At 64.9% G+C, this 14,653-nt stretch carries 16 protein-coding genes; 9 read left to right on the top strand and 7 right to left on the bottom strand.

Going from position 1 to position 14,653, the window contains the following annotated elements; translation table 11 throughout:
* Nucleotides 1–189: hypothetical protein (locus E4K09_RS26035; RefSeq protein WP_134500529.1), on the top strand; the 189-nt coding region annotated here is incomplete at its 5' end.
* A 66-nt stretch (nt 190–255) separates the two neighbouring features.
* Here the strand turns inward: E4K09_RS26035 and hpf are convergent.
* Both hpf and E4K09_RS26025 read right to left on the bottom strand, forming a co-directional pair.
* A complete protein-coding gene (gene hpf, locus E4K09_RS26030; protein ID WP_134500528.1) occupies nt 256–660 on the bottom strand; it encodes a ribosome hibernation-promoting factor, HPF/YfiA family in 405 nt (134 codons plus the stop codon).
* Between the two features lie 94 nt (nt 661–754).
* Nucleotides 755–1,861 carry a S1C family serine protease gene (locus E4K09_RS26025; protein WP_134500527.1) on the bottom strand — a complete coding sequence of 369 codons (1,107 nt, stop codon included), beginning with the start codon at nt 1,859–1,861 and terminating at the stop codon, nt 755–757.
* Between the two features lie 133 nt (nt 1,862–1,994).
* Between E4K09_RS26025 and E4K09_RS26020 the strand changes: the two genes are divergently transcribed.
* The 4 genes from E4K09_RS26020 (at nt 1,995) to E4K09_RS29510 (ending at nt 5,024) form a co-directional block, all read left to right on the top strand.
* Nucleotides 1,995–2,720 (top strand): DUF4142 domain-containing protein, encoded by a 726-nt coding sequence (locus E4K09_RS26020; protein WP_166802522.1) that lies wholly within the window; start codon nt 1,995–1,997, stop codon nt 2,718–2,720.
* Nucleotides 2,721–2,863: 143 nt separating this feature from the next.
* Complete coding sequence (locus E4K09_RS26015; RefSeq protein ID WP_134500525.1) at nt 2,864–3,478, top strand: hypothetical protein; 615 nt, start codon at nt 2,864–2,866, stop codon at nt 3,476–3,478.
* 183 nt (nt 3,479–3,661) lie between these two features.
* Nucleotides 3,662–4,750 (top strand): TRAP transporter substrate-binding protein, encoded by a 1,089-nt coding sequence (locus E4K09_RS26010; protein WP_134500524.1) that lies wholly within the window; start codon nt 3,662–3,664, stop codon nt 4,748–4,750.
* 109 nt (nt 4,751–4,859) lie between these two features.
* Nucleotides 4,860–5,024: a hypothetical protein gene (locus E4K09_RS29510; protein ID WP_166802521.1), complete on the top strand. Its 165-nt coding sequence runs from the start codon at nt 4,860–4,862 to the stop codon at nt 5,022–5,024.
* A 53-nt stretch (nt 5,025–5,077) separates the two neighbouring features.
* Here E4K09_RS29510 and E4K09_RS26005 read toward each other — a convergent pair whose 3' ends face one another.
* Entirely contained in the window at nt 5,078–5,932 is an 855-nt protein-coding gene (locus E4K09_RS26005) for a DMT family transporter (RefSeq protein ID WP_134500523.1), read from the bottom strand.
* A gap of 303 nt (nt 5,933–6,235) precedes the next feature.
* On the opposite strand from E4K09_RS26005, the gene E4K09_RS26000 reads away from it, so the two are divergent.
* On the top strand, nt 6,236–7,126 hold the full coding sequence (locus E4K09_RS26000; RefSeq protein WP_425293886.1) for a YihY/virulence factor BrkB family protein: 891 nt from the start codon (nt 6,236–6,238) through the stop codon (nt 7,124–7,126).
* Nucleotides 7,127–7,143: 17 nt separating this feature from the next.
* Here E4K09_RS26000 and E4K09_RS25995 read toward each other — a convergent pair whose 3' ends face one another.
* From E4K09_RS25995 to E4K09_RS25985, 3 genes are all read right to left on the bottom strand, one after another.
* Nucleotides 7,144–7,836 carry a hypothetical protein gene (locus E4K09_RS25995; RefSeq protein WP_134500522.1) on the bottom strand — a complete coding sequence of 231 codons (693 nt, stop codon included), beginning with the start codon at nt 7,834–7,836 and terminating at the stop codon, nt 7,144–7,146.
* A gap of 300 nt (nt 7,837–8,136) precedes the next feature.
* The gene (locus E4K09_RS25990; protein ID WP_134500521.1) at nt 8,137–10,080 is read right to left on the bottom strand and encodes a bifunctional 2',3'-cyclic-nucleotide 2'-phosphodiesterase/3'-nucleotidase; all 1,944 of its coding nucleotides are present in this window, start codon (nt 10,078–10,080) and stop codon (nt 8,137–8,139) included.
* Nucleotides 10,081–10,290: 210 nt separating this feature from the next.
* A complete protein-coding gene (locus tag E4K09_RS25985) occupies nt 10,291–11,445 on the bottom strand; it encodes a trans-sulfuration enzyme family protein (RefSeq protein WP_134500520.1) in 1,155 nt (384 codons plus the stop codon).
* Between the two features lie 72 nt (nt 11,446–11,517).
* Between E4K09_RS25985 and E4K09_RS25980 the strand changes: the two genes are divergently transcribed.
* Nucleotides 11,518–12,027 carry a TspO/MBR family protein gene (locus tag E4K09_RS25980; RefSeq protein ID WP_134500519.1) on the top strand — a complete coding sequence of 170 codons (510 nt, stop codon included), beginning with the start codon at nt 11,518–11,520 and terminating at the stop codon, nt 12,025–12,027.
* On the opposite strand, the gene hpt is transcribed toward E4K09_RS25980, so the two are convergent.
* Nucleotides 12,028–12,597 carry a hypoxanthine phosphoribosyltransferase gene (hpt, locus tag E4K09_RS25975; RefSeq protein WP_134500518.1) on the bottom strand — a complete coding sequence of 190 codons (570 nt, stop codon included), beginning with the start codon at nt 12,595–12,597 and terminating at the stop codon, nt 12,028–12,030.
* A gap of 366 nt (nt 12,598–12,963) precedes the next feature.
* Between hpt and E4K09_RS25970 the strand changes: the two genes are divergently transcribed.
* Entirely contained in the window at nt 12,964–13,587 is a 624-nt protein-coding gene (locus E4K09_RS25970) for a cell division ATP-binding protein FtsE (RefSeq protein WP_244610695.1), read from the top strand.
* A 5-nt stretch (nt 13,588–13,592) separates the two neighbouring features.
* Nucleotides 13,593–14,573 carry a cell division protein FtsX gene (locus E4K09_RS25965; protein ID WP_134500516.1) on the top strand — a complete coding sequence of 327 codons (981 nt, stop codon included), beginning with the start codon at nt 13,593–13,595 and terminating at the stop codon, nt 14,571–14,573.
* Nucleotides 14,574–14,653: the final 80 nt, after the last annotated feature.

Genomic DNA, 14,653 nt, shown 5'->3' with positions numbered 1-14,653 from the left:
GGCGCGCGCCCCTTGAAGCGCGTGATCCAGAAGTACGTGCAGGACCCGCTGGCCGAGGCCATCCTCGCCGGCGAGATCAAGGACGGCGAGACCGTGCCCGTGCATGCGGGAGCGATCGGCTTGACGATCGGAGACGGGACCGTGGTGAAGGCTGCCGAGCGCGCGCCGGAAGGCGTGCGGCTGAATTAAACCGCAGCACTCACCTCATACATGAAAGGCCGGGTTCTGCCCGGCCTTTTTTATCAATGAAAACCGCTACTCCGCAGCCGTGCGGAACTCGTCCTCGTCGCGGGCGGGTGCTCTCGTGCCCTCTCGCAGGAGCATGTCCTTGTCGAGGCGCTCGGCCTTGTCTTCACGAAGCTCGCGCTTGGAACGACGAAGCTGCTTGGCCGTCTTCTGCAGGGCCTGCCGGAACGCGGCATACACGTCCTTGTTCTTGGCCTCGCCGCTCATCATCTTCAGCGCGCCCATCTGGATATTGACCGTGCAGCGGTAGGTGATGCCCTCGCGGGTCACATGCACAGAAGCATTGCTCAGCCGTCCGAAATATTTTCCGGCCACCTGGCGGATATTGGTTCTCGCGAAATCGGGAAACACATCGCCCAGGTCGACATTCGAGCTTTGCACCAGAATGCTGTTTTCGGCGCCTTCAGGACTCATTCGCTCCTCCGTTGGATGAGGTTCGGGGGCTAACGGGGCACAGGCCGGATGGTTGCCGTGCAGATTCAACATAAATGTTCTCGGATCCGCACCTTCAAGGCCTGCGAGCTCGCGGCGTGTCCTGCCCGATATCCACCACCTGAACCTCGACGTTGCGTGTCGCATCGTTGCGCATGACTTTCAGCGTGACCGTTCGACCGGCTCCGGTGCGCTCGAGGGTGTCGGTGAGATCCGACAGGCGCCGCACGGGCTCGTCCCCAATGCCGACGATCACATCGCCCACGGCACCGACGGCGGGATCGACCCCGCGCAGGCCGGCCCGTTCCGCGGGCGAGCCCGGCGCCACGCCGGCGACGATCACGCCCGTGATGCCGAGCTGAGCCGTCACCGTTTCGTCGGCGGCCAGGATGCCGATGCCGGGGGTGGGCACGCGGCCGTTGCGGATGAGCTCGGGCACGACCCGGTTGACCACGTCGACCGGTATCGCGAAGCCGATCCCGGCATTGGTGCCCGACGGCGAGTAGATCGCCGTGTTGACGCCGATCAGCCGCCCGGCGGAATCGAGCAGCGGCCCGCCGGAATTGCCGGGATTGATGGCGGCGTCGGTCTGGATCACGTCCGCGATCTCACGCCCCCCGCTCGTGGGCAGCCGCCGCTTGAGCGCGCTGATGATGCCGGTGGTGAGCGATTGATCGAGTCCGAACGGATTGCCGATGGCATAGGCCGTCTGCCCGACCTTCAGATCCGCCGAGCGGCCCACCGACACGGGCGCGGGCAAACCGCCGCGACGGTTGAGGCGCAGCACCGCGAGGTCGTAGTTGGGCGCACGCCCGACCACTTCGGCGGGCAGGACCTCGCCTGAGGCAAGACGCACCACGAAGCCCGAGCCGTTGGCCACTACGTGTTCGTTGGTCACCACATGCCCGGCCGCGTCCCAGATGAATCCGGTTCCCGAACCGGACGGCTCCGCTTCCGTCATGGGGCCCTGACGCGACACGCTGACCACCTGCACCACGGAGGGCGCCACGGTTTCGAACACGCGGATCGTCGAACGCTCCAGCTCCGACAGATCGCCGCGCGCCGCGACCGGCCGCGGCTCCCGCGCGGAGTAGAGATAGCCGTTCACGTAGGGCTGGACCACGAGCACCGCGAGCAGCACCGCCACCGCCAGCATGATTGCGCGCGTTGTCCGATCCTGCATGTCAACTCCTTCACTGCATGGGACACCTTCACAAGGGACGCACGTGAGCAGACTTCGTTCCTCCCTGGATGAAGCCGCGAACAAAATTCTCCTGCGCGCGTTCGCCACGACAGATCCTTGCAGGAGAATCCGCATGTCCTCTCGCCATCTCACGATCGCCGGAATCGCCGTTGCCTTCGCCCTTCCGGCCTTCGCACAGCAGCAGAACCAGGCCATCCCCTATCCGGTGACGCCGCAGGCCACCGAAACGCAGCCCAGCCAGGCTCTCGGACAGGGCGCCGAACAGCGCCAGCAGCGCACGCAACAGGGCGGCGCGCCGCAGGACACCCAGACGCCCATGCGCCAGGGCCAGGCCAACAGCGCGCCCGCCGCGCAGGGCCAGCAGCAATCGCAAGCCGACCGCCAATACGTTCAGCAGGCGCTCGCGTTGAGCACGGTCTCGCTTCAACAATCGAACTTCGCCCTGTCGAAGGCGCAGAATCCGCGTGTGAAGCAATTCGCGGAATTCGAGATCGGCGAGCAGAACAACCTGACGGACATTCTGCATTCCTTCGCCGATCCGGCCGCGACGGCTTCGACCACGGCAGGCGCACAGGCCTCCGCATCCACCGCACCGGAATTGAGCCAGGAGGATTCCGCCGCCATGGAGCGCCTGTCGAAGGCCCAGCCCGGCGCAGCCCTGGACCGCGACTACGTCGCCCTCCAGATCCAAGGTCACCAGAGACTGCTGAAGCTGCAGGAGACCTATCTGCAGAACTCGGGCAGCCGCGAGATGACCAACATCGCCAAGCTCGCCCGCGGGCAGATCAGGGAGCACATCGCCATGCTCGAAGCGATGCAGAAGGAGCTTGGCCGCTAAAGAGTTCCAGGCTCCGCCGGTTTGCGCCGCGGGGCCGGAACCCCTCTTGCGACAGGTCGTTGCCTGAAGAGTCGCGGGCCTTTTCCCAAGCCCGCCGGAAAACCCGAGAACGAAAGCCCAAGAACCAAGAAGAGGATGATCCGATGGCGCGAGACAAGCGCGGAAACCCGCCAGAGCCGCCGGTCGACGAGGTGCTGAACGAACTGGTTCAGGAGGAAGGCGGCGATGACTTCGTCGCAGGCCCGACTCAGCGCAACGACGTCGGCAACACCAAGCGTGCGGCGGCCAAAGCCACAGGCGTGATGGGCGCGTCGAAGAAACTCGATCCCGACCTCGACATCGACCACGTGGACGACGGCCGCGTGACCAGCGGCTCCAACGCGGGCATCCGCTCGTTCAAGGACGTGCCGGACGAGGAAGACGACGATGCCGGCTTCACCCTGTCGAACGCGGAGATCGCCGAAGGCGTGTCGACGACCGCGAACAAGAGCCCGGCGCCTCGTCCCGCCAGAACCGAGGGCGCGACGGGCCCGTCCGGCATGAGCGGTGGAGCCGCCTCGCGCAAGCGCGTGCCTGCGCCTGGCAACGCGGTGGACGTGCCCAAGGGCACGCTCGTGCGCGGTCATCCGACGGCGAGCCAATCCGGCGGGAAGTCGCTGTCCTCCACGGGAGACGAAAAGCCTCCGAAGCGCTCCGCCCGCGCCGGAGGCGGACAGCAGCAGCGTCCTCTCTCGAAGGGCGGGACGGAAGAGCGCTGACGGCGACAACCAAATTTCCTTTCACCCTGGATGCGCAAGCCTCCAGGGTGATTTCGTTGCGTCGTCATCCTGATCCAATTCTGCAAGTCAGACGGAAGATGGAGTGACAGCGGACAGCTTCCCGCTTTATGCATCGTTTCAGCCCGATCGGCTTTTACGAAGCAAAGTGACGAGGAAGCTCCCATGGATAGAAGAAAAGTTCTCAAAGGCGCGGGTCTCGCCGCAGCCGCAGGCGCCGTCGCGTCGCCGGCGATCGCGCAGTCGCAGCCGGAAATCCGCTGGCGGATGGCATCGAGCTATCCCAAGAGCCTCGACACCCTTTACGGCGCCGGCGAAATGGTCGCCAAGCGCGTGGCCGCCGCCACCGACAACAAATTCCAGATCCAGGTCTTCGCGGCGGGCGAGATCGTGAGCGGCCTGCAGGTGCTCGACGCCACGCAGAACGGCACCGTCGAATGCGGCTACACCCTGTCGAGCTATTACATCGGCAAGGACCCCACCTTCATGTTCGACACCTCCGTGCCGTGGGGACTCAACGTGCGCCAGCACAATGGCTGGATGTATTTCGGCGGCGGCCTCGAACTCGTGCGCGAGTTCCTGAAGGACTACAACGTCATCTCCTTCCCGGCCGGCCAGACCGGCGCGCAGATGGGCGGCTGGTTCCGCAAGGAGGTCAATTCCGTCGCCGACCTGCAGGGCCTGAAGATGCGCATCGCCGGCATGGGCGGCCAGATCATGGCCAAGCTCGGTGTCGTGCCGCAGGTTCTCGCGGGCGGCGACATCTATCCGGCGCTGGAGCGCGGCACCCTGGACGCCGTCGAATTCTCCGGTCCCTACGACGACGAGAAGCTCGGCTTCGTGAAGGTTGCGAAATACTATTATTATCCGGGCTTCTGGGAAGGCAGCGCGCAACCGTCCGTCTATGTGAACATGGACAAATGGAACTCGCTTCCCGCCCACTACAAGGCCATTCTCGAAGCGGCCTGCGCGGAGGCCAACGCGCTGTGCATGGCCAAGTACGATGCGCAGAACGCGGAGGCGATCCGCCGCCTGGTCTCGCAAGGCGCGCAGCTTCGCGCCTTCCCGAAGGACGTGATGGAGCAGAGCTACAAGGAAGCCTTCAAGCTCTACAACGAGATCGCAGCCTCCAATGCGAAGTTCAAGAAGATCTTCGACCATTGGAACGCCTTCCGCGAGAAGGAGCTGACCTGGTTCCGCATCGCCGAGCTGCCCTTCGACTATTTCGTGAACCAGCAGCAGGGCCAGCGCTGAACCGGACGAGGCGGCGCGAAAGCGGCGCCTTTTCCTCAAGCCTGGGATCGATGCCCGCTGTGCCGCGTTGTTTCCGTAACGCGATTCCTCAAACCTACGGAGACACGGCATGAACGAGAAGGTTCACAATCAGGACAAGTCGGCCGGCACCAAGCAGCCCAAGGACGACAGGCTGCCGGAAAACTCCAAGGAATCCCTCGACGAGAAGCTCGACGAGGGTGTGGAAGAAACCTTTCCGGCCAGCGACCCGGTTTCCGTGAAGATCACGAAGTGATTCCAGGATGCACTCGCCCCAGGCCGCTCGGCCTGGGGTTTTCCATGCCCGGTTCAGTTGCGGCTCGCCACAGCGACGCCTAGGGCGGCCAGGATCATTCCAATCATCTGCACGCCGTTCAGAGTCTCGCCGAACAGGACGAAGGCCATGAGGGCCGCGACCGGCGGCACGAGGTAGAGCAGGGTCGCCACGCCCACGACGGCGCCGTGGCGGATGAGATAGAGCAGGAGCCCGATCGCCCCAACCGACAGGCCGAGCACCGCCCAGGCCATGGCGCCCAGGAGCGGCAGCGTGAGTGCGATATGTCCTTCTTCCAGCAGCAGCACCAGCGGGAGCGTGACGAGGGCCGCGCCCACATATTGGGCGAAAGCGTTCATGCGCAGATCGAGCATATTGCCGGTGCGCTTCTGCCAGATGGTCCCGAGGGTGATCGACAGCATGCCCAGGAAGCACACCCCTAAAGCGAGAGGCGGCACGCCTCCATCGCCGATCTTGGGCGCGACCACGAGGGAGGCGCCCGCAAGGCCGGTGAGAATCCCGGTCCATCGACGGGCGGAGACCTTCTCTCCGAGCAGGGGCTGGGCCAGAGCCGCCGTCACGAGGGGCTGAAGCCCCGCGATCAGGGCCGAGATGCCCGCCGGCAGGCCATGCTTCACCGACCAGAACACCCCGCCGAGATAAAACCCGTGCAGGAGAACGCCCGCCACCATGGCCTGCCCCCATTCCCGACCATCCCGAGGCCAGGGGGCGCGCACCGCCAGGACGATGCCTCCGAGCACCAGGAGCGCCAGCAGATAGCGCACCAGCAGGAACGTCAGCGGCTCGGCATGGGGCGCCACGATCCGCGCGACGATGAAACCGGTCGCCCAGATGAGCACGAAGAGCGGGGGAGCAAGGCGGGCGAGCATGGGTAAAAGCCTGGGCGGAGCAGCGCGCCGGAACCCGGCCAGCCTTCGGCCGAGTCGCGGCGCATTCATTCGGATCGGTTGGAAGGAACAGGTTTTCAGCCGAAAGACAACTGCGGAGTGGGCACATCGCGTCACCGCGCCGGTCGACCGGGTCTGCGCTCGTCATCCACAAAAAGACCGATCGGAACGAACGGGACCGTTGCCGTTTAAGACTGATCGGGCAAAGTCTCTGCCGCGGCCAGGGGACAGGCCTTGCCTCGACCGCCTCCGCCTCACCATCTCCAGCAGCCTGGAGCCCCGCTTTTGAAACGACTGCGCCTCTACTTCGAACTGCTTGTGATCACCATGAACCGCTTCGTGCTGCACGATGCCTGGGCGATCGCGAGCCATATTGCGCTGTCGGTGCTCACGTCCTTCTTCCCCTTCCTGATCCTGGTCACGGCCCTGGCCAGCGTGTTCGGCACCGGGACCCTCGCCGACGAAGTGGCCGATCTCATCCTCGAAGCGTGGCCGCAGGAGATCGCGGGCCCCATTGCCGGGGAGGTCCACAACATCCTGACCGGGCGGCGCGGTGACGTGCTGACCCTCGGCGTGGTGCTGACCCTCTACTTCGCATCGAGCGGCGTGGAGAGCCTCAGGGTTGGCCTGAACCGCGCCTACAACGTGCGCGAAACCCGGGCCTGGTGGCTGACGCGGCTCGAATCGATCGCCTTCGTGATCGGCGGCGCCTTCGTGCTCATGGCCATGGCCCTGCTCGTGGTTCTCGGACCGTTCATCTGGCGCGGGATCCTGCGCTGGGTGCCCGCTCTCCAGCCGTTCGACGCCTTGGTCGGGTTCCTGCGGGTAGGCGTCGCAACGCTCATCATCGTGGCCGGGCTGATGATGGCCCACAAGCTCGTCCCGGCCGGCCGCCGTACGCTTCGGTCGGTCGTCCCGGGGGTCGCCGTGACCCTGTTCCTCTGGCTCCTCGGAGGCTTCGCGTTCAGCTGGTATCTCGACTATTATCCGGCAGCCTATGCCTCCACCTATGGCGGCCTCGCCACCGCGATGGTGGCGCTGATCTTCCTCTATACGCTGGGTGCGATCTTCCTGTTCGGCGGCGAGCTGAACGGGACGATCCTCGCCGCCAAGCAAAGACGCCTCAGCGCCGAACCGCCGCTGCCCACCGCCAACGACGTCATCACGCTCCCCTGACGGAAACCTGCATCGCTTCAAAGATTGGGCGAAATCGTGAGCTGCAATTGTGCCGATGCGGCAGGTCGCGCCTCCGGCGCGATGCTGTAGCCGACCGACACGTCGAGTGTCGATCGGAAGGCGGCATTATGGGAGCTGAGTATCGTCTTCCCCACCAGTTCGGACATCAGGTTCGACGTGAGAGATCCCTGCGACATGTCCACATTCATGGTGGGCGACAGCCGGAACTCCAGATCCCATGCGTTCAGAGGCAGGTCCAAAGGCACGTTCAAGTTTCCGCTGAACGACTGAAGGTAGTCGGCCTGGGCATTGTCGAGGGAGCCCGTCGTGGAGAGAACGACCCGAAGGCCGCCGAGGCTTTCCCAATCCTGCGACCAGGACGTTTCCCACATGGCCTTCGACGAAAGAAACCGGCTCTCGCCGCTGCTGCGGATCAGCTCCGTGCCGATCAGGAAGTTCCAGTCCTGGAACGGCTGCATCTTGGCTCCCACCGCCTTGTCGACGCCGGATGGCGTGAAGGCGGACATCCGCGACGCGACGAGGCCGTTCGCCCATGCCTGGGTGCGGCTCAGAGAATAGGTTACGGTGGGGGCCTGCACGCGACGCGCGGCGATATCGTCGATCGACCAGGCCGGCCCGTCGGCCGTGGTCCCGCCGCCATCCTCAAGGGCATGGGCCACCGAAGAAAAACCGAGGACCAGGGGCGGCAAGACAGCAATTTTCCAAAGCCAGAAAGTCATGGATCAGCAAAGAATTTAATCTCAAATCAGACGGATTATGTAATGCCATTCGAACGTGAATCGCTTAAAAAGGGATAAACCGCGATTTACGCTGCCCGATGCCCAAATAAGCATCAAGAGCATGCCCGTCCGCGCAGGGATACTGGAAAGCCCCTCATTCTCGGGATGAATCCGTCTTGTCGATCCATGACGGGCATAAGGACGCATCGGCTGTGAGAACGGCAACGGCCGGGACTTGCCCGGCCGGCTCGAACCGCATGTGAGAGCGCGTTAGCCCACGATGCGGTATTTCACGAAACCGTCGGACGCATCGCCCATCTTCTCGACCCTGATGCCCGCCGGCTGATAGGCGGTGGCATTCGGTCCGGTCGTGAAGGTCATGGTGACACCCGCAGGCACGGCGAGCGACCAGGAGCCGTCCGCCTTCGGCGAAACTTCCTTCTTCTCGACGATATAGCGCATGATCGCATCACGGGTGAGGTCGGGCGCCTCGAACACGATGGTGGTGCCGTCGTTGCCCGGGAAGTTGCCGCCGCCGCCGGCGCGGTAGTTGTTCGTCACCACGAGGAATTGCTGATCGTCGGTGACGGGCTTGCCGTTGTAGGTCAGGTCCTTGATGCGGTGGGCATTGGCATTCACGACCTTGCCGTTGTCATCGTAGCGTGAGGCTTGGGTTGGATCGATCTTGTACTGCACGCCCGCGATCACGTCGAAATTGTAGGCCGGGAACTTGGGATTGATGAGATCCTGCTCGCCGCCCTTGGCGGGATCGATCTGGTTGTAGATCCCCGCCGAGCGTTCCAGCCACTCGCGCACCTGCGCGCCCGTGACCTTCACCACGCGGATCGTATTCGGATAGATGTAGATGTCCGCCATGTCCTTGATGGCGAGCGGGCCGGGCTTGATGTCGGTGAAGTAGTTCGGGCCGCCGCGCCCGCCGGCCTTGAAGGGAGCCGCCGCCGAGAGAATCGGCAGGTCCTTGAAGGCGGAGGCCTTGAGCTGATCGGCCACGTACCAGGCCTGCGCCTCGGCCACGATCTTCACGGAGGCATCGTCCGACACCAGCGAGAAATAGGAATGGATCGGCACCGCGGTCTTGCCGACAGGCTCGCGCACGTATGTGAGCGTGGCGTCGTGATCGATCTGAGCGGCTGCGAGGACACCCGCCTCCGAATCCACCTTCGCCACCACCTTACGGTCCACCCGGTCGTAGATCGGGCGCGCCTCGGTGCGGAAATTCGCCACCTTCCAGGCATCTCCCTCCTTCGTCAGCTCGAGGTCGATCAAGCCCAGATGGCTGCCCCAGAAGCCGGCCATCACGGCGGGCTTGCCGTGCAGGGTGCCCTTCTGCACGTCGACGCCGGGAATGTTGTTGAACTCCTTGCCGCCCGGGAACACGAAATGCTGGTGGCCGGTCAGGATCACGTCGATGCCGTCGACCTTGGCCAGATGCAATGCCGCGTTCTCCTCGCCTCCTTTTCGCTCGCCGCCCGCGATGCCGGAATGGCAGAGCGCCACGACGATGTCGGCGCCCGCCTTCTTCAGGTCAGGCACATGCCTGTTCGCGGCATCGACGATGTCGACGGTGGTGACCCTGCCGTCGAGATGGGCCTTGTCCCACTGCACGATCTGCGGCGGCACGAAACCGATCACGCCGATCTTCAGACTCTGCTTGGCGCCTGATTCATCCACGAGCTCACGATTGAGGACCATCCACGGCTTGTAGAGCGTCTCGCCGTCGGCCTTGATGGCGTTGGCGCAGACCACCGGGAATTTCGCGGCGCCCAGCGCATTCTGCAGGAAGTCGAGGCCGTAATTGAACTCGTGATTGCCCACCGTGCCGCAATCGTAGTTCAGCGTGTTCATGGCGGCCACGATGGGATGGACGTCGCCCTTCTTCATGCCCTTGCGATAGGAAACGTAATCGCCCAGGGGCGAGCCCTGGATGATGTCGCCGTTGTCGAACAGCAGGCTGTTCTTCGCCTCGGCCCGCGCCGCCCTCACGAGGGTGGCCGTGCGCGCAAGACCGACCGTGTCGTCGGGCGCATCGCGATAATAGTCGTAAGGGAAGACGTTCACGTGGAGGTCGGTGGTCTCCATGATGCGGAGCTTCACCACCGGACCGGCGGCCCAGGCGAATGGCGGCAGGCCCGCGAGGGCGGCGGTGGCGACGCCGGTTTGAAGAACGCGGCGGCGGGTGATCGACGATGTCATGAGAAGGCTTCCTCTGATGGAACGATGTTCCCTAATCCGAGGAGAGCACACCTTTTATGACAGGATCAAGATAGCCGGCTCAACGATCCTGGCGGCTCCGGACTCGACTCGGGGATGTGTCCCGGCCGTCCACACTCTTTTCGGTGCAATTTGAAGACGGGGATCCCCGGCACAAGGCTGGGGATGACCGCGGGGAATGGCCGTGAGGGATCAAGAAGCCCTGAGCGCCTCGTCGAGATCGCGGTAGAGATCCTCCACGTCCTCGATGCCGGTGGACAGGCGCAGCAGGTCCGGTGGGCACGGGGTGCCGGGGCCCTCGATCGAGGCGCGGTGCTCGATGAGGCTCTCGACGCCGCCGAGCGAGGTCGCCCTTTTCCACAGGCCCACCTTCGCGGCGGTCCGGATGGCAGCCGCCTCTCCGCCCGTCACCTGGATGGAGAGCATGTAGCCGAAGCCGCCCTCCATCTGGCGCGCGGCGATGTCATGACCGGGATGCTGCGGCAGGCCGGGATACAGAACCCGCGCCACCTTCGGGTGCGAGGAGAAACGCTGCGCGAGGTCGAGCGCGCTTTTCGCCTGCGCGGCCGCGCGCACATGGAGCGTGCGCATGCCGCGCATGAGCAGATAGGCCTCGAAGGGGCCGAGGATCGCGCCCTGCATCTTGCGGATGGAGGCGACCCTCGCCCAGAACGGGTCGGCCTTCGCGCCCGCGAGCGCTCCCGCCACCACGTCCGAATGACCGTTGAGCACCTTGGTGGCCGCATGCATCACGATGTCGGCGCCGAGACCCAGGGGTCGCGTGTGGATCGGCGAAGCGGTCGTGGAATCCACCGCCAGCCGGGCGCCGGCTGCATGGGCGATCTCGGCCACGGCCGCGATGTCGGTGATGGTCCAGAGCGGGTTGGAGGGCGTCTCGACCCAGACCAGCTTGGTGCGGCCCGGGATCACGGCGGCGCGGAGCGCCTCGAGATTGTCCGTCTCGACGAAATCGACCGCCAGGCCCCAGCGCACGGCTTCCGTCATCAGCCAGCTGCGCAGCGCCCAGTACATCACCTTGGAGGCCACTACGTGATCGCCTGGATCGAGCGCCTGGAACACGGCGGTGGCCGCCGCCATGCCCGAGGAGAACAGCAGAGCCCCGGCCTCGGCCTCCTCCAGCATCGCCAGCACGTCCTCGGCCTCGCGGATCGTCGCGTTGTCCGGGCGGCCATAGACGTAGCCGGACGAATAGGCATTGTCCTCGTCCCGGATATAGGTGGTCGTCACATGGATCGGCGGCACCACGGCCTTCGTGATGGGATCCACACGGCCCATGGCCTGAGCGGTCAGACTGCGCTTCGACCAGGGGGAACGCGACGACGACATGGGGAACCTCCGAGAGCGTGACTGGTTTCGCCACTTAGATGAAGAGACCTGCCTCATAAAGGGATTTCGGATATGCAGACAGAGCAAACCATGCCGGGCAGCCATGCAACCCCGCCCTTCCGGCGCTTCCTGGTTGCGGTGCTGCCCGTCGTGGCTGTCGCGGTGGCGGGCAGTCTCGTGACCGAACCGAGCATCCCCACCTGGTACGCGGGTCTCGAAAAGCCGGACTTTACGCCGCCGAACTGGGCCTTTCCGGTGGCCTGGACCCTGCTTTACGCCCTGATGGCGGTTGCGCTGTGGCGCATCCTGTCCCTGCCCGCGCATCGCCCCGGGCGCTCCGGCGCGATCATGGCATTCTTCGTGCAACTGGCCCTGAACTGCCTGTGGTCCTTCGCCTTCTTCGGTGCGCACAGCCTGGTGGCGGGCCTCATCGTCATCCTCGCCCTGATCGTCGCGATCTTGGCCACGATCAGAGCCTTCTGGCCACTCGACCGCCTGGCGGCCCTTCTGCTCGTGCCGTATCTCGCCTGGGTTCTCTTCGCCACGGCCCTGAACGGGGCGATCTGGCAGCTCAACGGCTGATCATTCCGGCTTGTCGAACAGGTCGGGATTGGTGTCGTAGCGGTCGAGAACGCCCACGAACGGGAGCTGGCGGTATGAATGGGCCACGTCCATTCCGTAGCCGATGACGAACACATCCGGGCAGGTGAAGCCCACGTAATCCGGCTCGATCTGCACGGCGCGCTTGCCGGGCTTTTCCAGGAGAACGGCGGTCTTCACGCTCTTGGCGCCGCGGGCCATCAGCAGGTCCTTGGCGAAGGTGACCGTGCGGCCGGATTCGAGGATGTCGTCCACGAGCAGCACGTCGCGGCCGCGCACGTCGCTTTCCACGTCCCGCAGGATCGTGACCTGCCCGGTCGAAACCGTGCCGTCGAGATAGCTGGAGAGATGCACGAACTCCACCTGCGGCGCGAGACCGGCCCGGTGCAGGGCGCGGATCAGATCGGCCGCGAACATGAAGCTGCCCTTGAGAACGGCGACGACGAGCAGGTTCTCAGGCTTGGAATTCGCGATGTCCTGCGCCAGGGCTTCGTTGCGCCTGGCGATGGCGTCCTCGTCGAAAAGAACCCGGATACGGTGAGCAGCGGTCATCGTCGATCAGTCCAGCAAATTCAGCAATCAATGGTCGCTCCCTTCACGACCATGGCGGAGCCAGGAAGTCAAACGGACTTCACGATTTTTCCGGCAAATCGGGAGCCTCAAGGCCTCTGAAGGCGATCCTGCGGCAATGTCCCGCGACCGCTTCGCTTTCCGTCGTCACCCCGCAAGTTTATGGGTTGCTAACCATAATCGGGCGATAACAGGGCGAATCGCCCGTGACGGACCTCCCGGATCCGTTGCTTCTCCGGCTTCTCCAGGAGGTTTCAGGCGCGCGTGAGAGCCTATTACGACGAGGAATTCGATGGAAGCGCGGGCGTCCCGTCCGTGCATTTCGAGAATGTGGGCGTGCGCTACGGCATGGGGCCCGAGGTCCTGCGCGACCTGACCTTCTCCATCGAGCCCCACTCCTTCCAGTTCCTCACAGGTCCCTCAGGCGCGGGCAAGACCACGCTGCTGCGCCTCATCCTGCTCTCGGTGAAGCCCACCCGCGGATTGATCTCCCTGTTCGGCGAGGACGTCTCGAGGATCTCGAAGGACGAGCTGACGGGCCTGCGCCGGCGCATGGGCGTGGTGTTCCAGGATTTCCGCCTGCTCGATCACCTGACGACCTACGAGAACGTCGCCCTTCCCCTTCGCGTCCAGGGCAAGGACGAGTCGAGCTATCGCGCCGAGGTCGTGGAACTGCTGCGCTGGGTGGGCCTCGGCGACCGCATGCACATGCTGCCGCCCGTGCTCTCCGGCGGCGAGAAGCAGCGCGCGGCCATCGCCCGCGCCCTGATCGTGCGTCCCGACCTTCTGCTCGCCGACGAGCCCACCGGCAACGTGGACCCCTCCCTCGCCCGGCGGCTGCTGCGCCTGTTCATCGAACTCAACCGGCTCGGAACGTCGGTGGTCATCGCCACCCACGATTTCAGCCTCATGGACCAGCTCAACGTGCGCCGTCTCGTGCTCGGCGACGGCCGGCTGCATATCGACGAGTGAGCCGGATGAGTGCGCCCCAGCCCTATCTGAGGAAGGCCTCTCCACAGAAGACGAAAGGAAACGACAGGCGTCCGCTGCCCGCTTCCTTGAGCCGCAACGCGCCGCTCGTGCCCGTGGATTCGGCCGGAGGGCAGGCGCTCGCGGCCGTCATCGCGATCCTCACCTTTCTGGCCGCGCTCTGCGCGGGCGGCGCGGAGCTGGTGGCCGCCAGTTCGGCGCAGTGGCGTTCGGAGATCGCCCGCGAGGTGACCATCCAGATCCGGCCCAATCCCAAGCGCGCCATCGACGAGGACGTCGCCCGGGCCGTGACGCTGGCCCGCCAGACCCCGGGCGTCGAGCAGGCGCAGGCCTTCACGAAGGAGGAATCGGAGCGCCTCCTCGAGCCGTGGCTCGGCAGCGGCCTCGACTTCAAGGACCTGCCCGTGCCGCGCCTGATTGTCATCAAGCTGAAGGAGGATGCCCGGCCCGATTTCGGGCCGTTGCGGCAGAGCCTGCAGAAGGACGTTCCCGGCGCGACGCTGGACGATCACGCGCTCTGGGTGTCGCGACTCTCGACCATGGCGAACACGATCATTGGCACCGGCATTTTCCTCGTCACTCTCGTCCTGGTCGCGGCGGGCCTCGCGGTCATCTTCGCTACGCGCGGCGCGATGGCCGGCAACAAGGAAGTGGTGGAAGTGCTCCATTTCGTGGGGGCCAACGACGATTTCATCGCCAGGGAGTTCCAGCGCCGCTTCTTCAAGCTCGGCCTGCGCGGCAGCGCCGTCGGGGCGGGCGCGGCCCTGGCCCTCACGACCGTCCTGGGCCTGGTCACGCGCTCCTGGCGCGCGAGCCCGGCGGGCGACCAGATCGAGGCCCTGTTCGGGGCCTTCAGCATCAGCTGGACGGGCTATCTGGTCGTCGTCCTGATCGCGCTCCTGGTGGCGCTGATTACGGGCATCGTGTCGCGGCTGACGGTGAGACGTTTTCTTAACGGAAATGGTTGATCCTGGGTTACCCGTGGATCAAGAGGGCTGCCTCTCCATTGCCGCATTCACCCCTATCATCACCCAAGATGACCTCGCGA

The sequence above is a fragment of the Microvirga pakistanensis genome (assembly GCF_004458765.1).
GTDB lineage: Bacteria > Pseudomonadota > Alphaproteobacteria > Rhizobiales > Beijerinckiaceae > Microvirga > Microvirga pakistanensis.
Note: the sequence above shows the minus strand (reverse complement) of the source record. Positions and strands in the feature narration are given on the sequence as shown.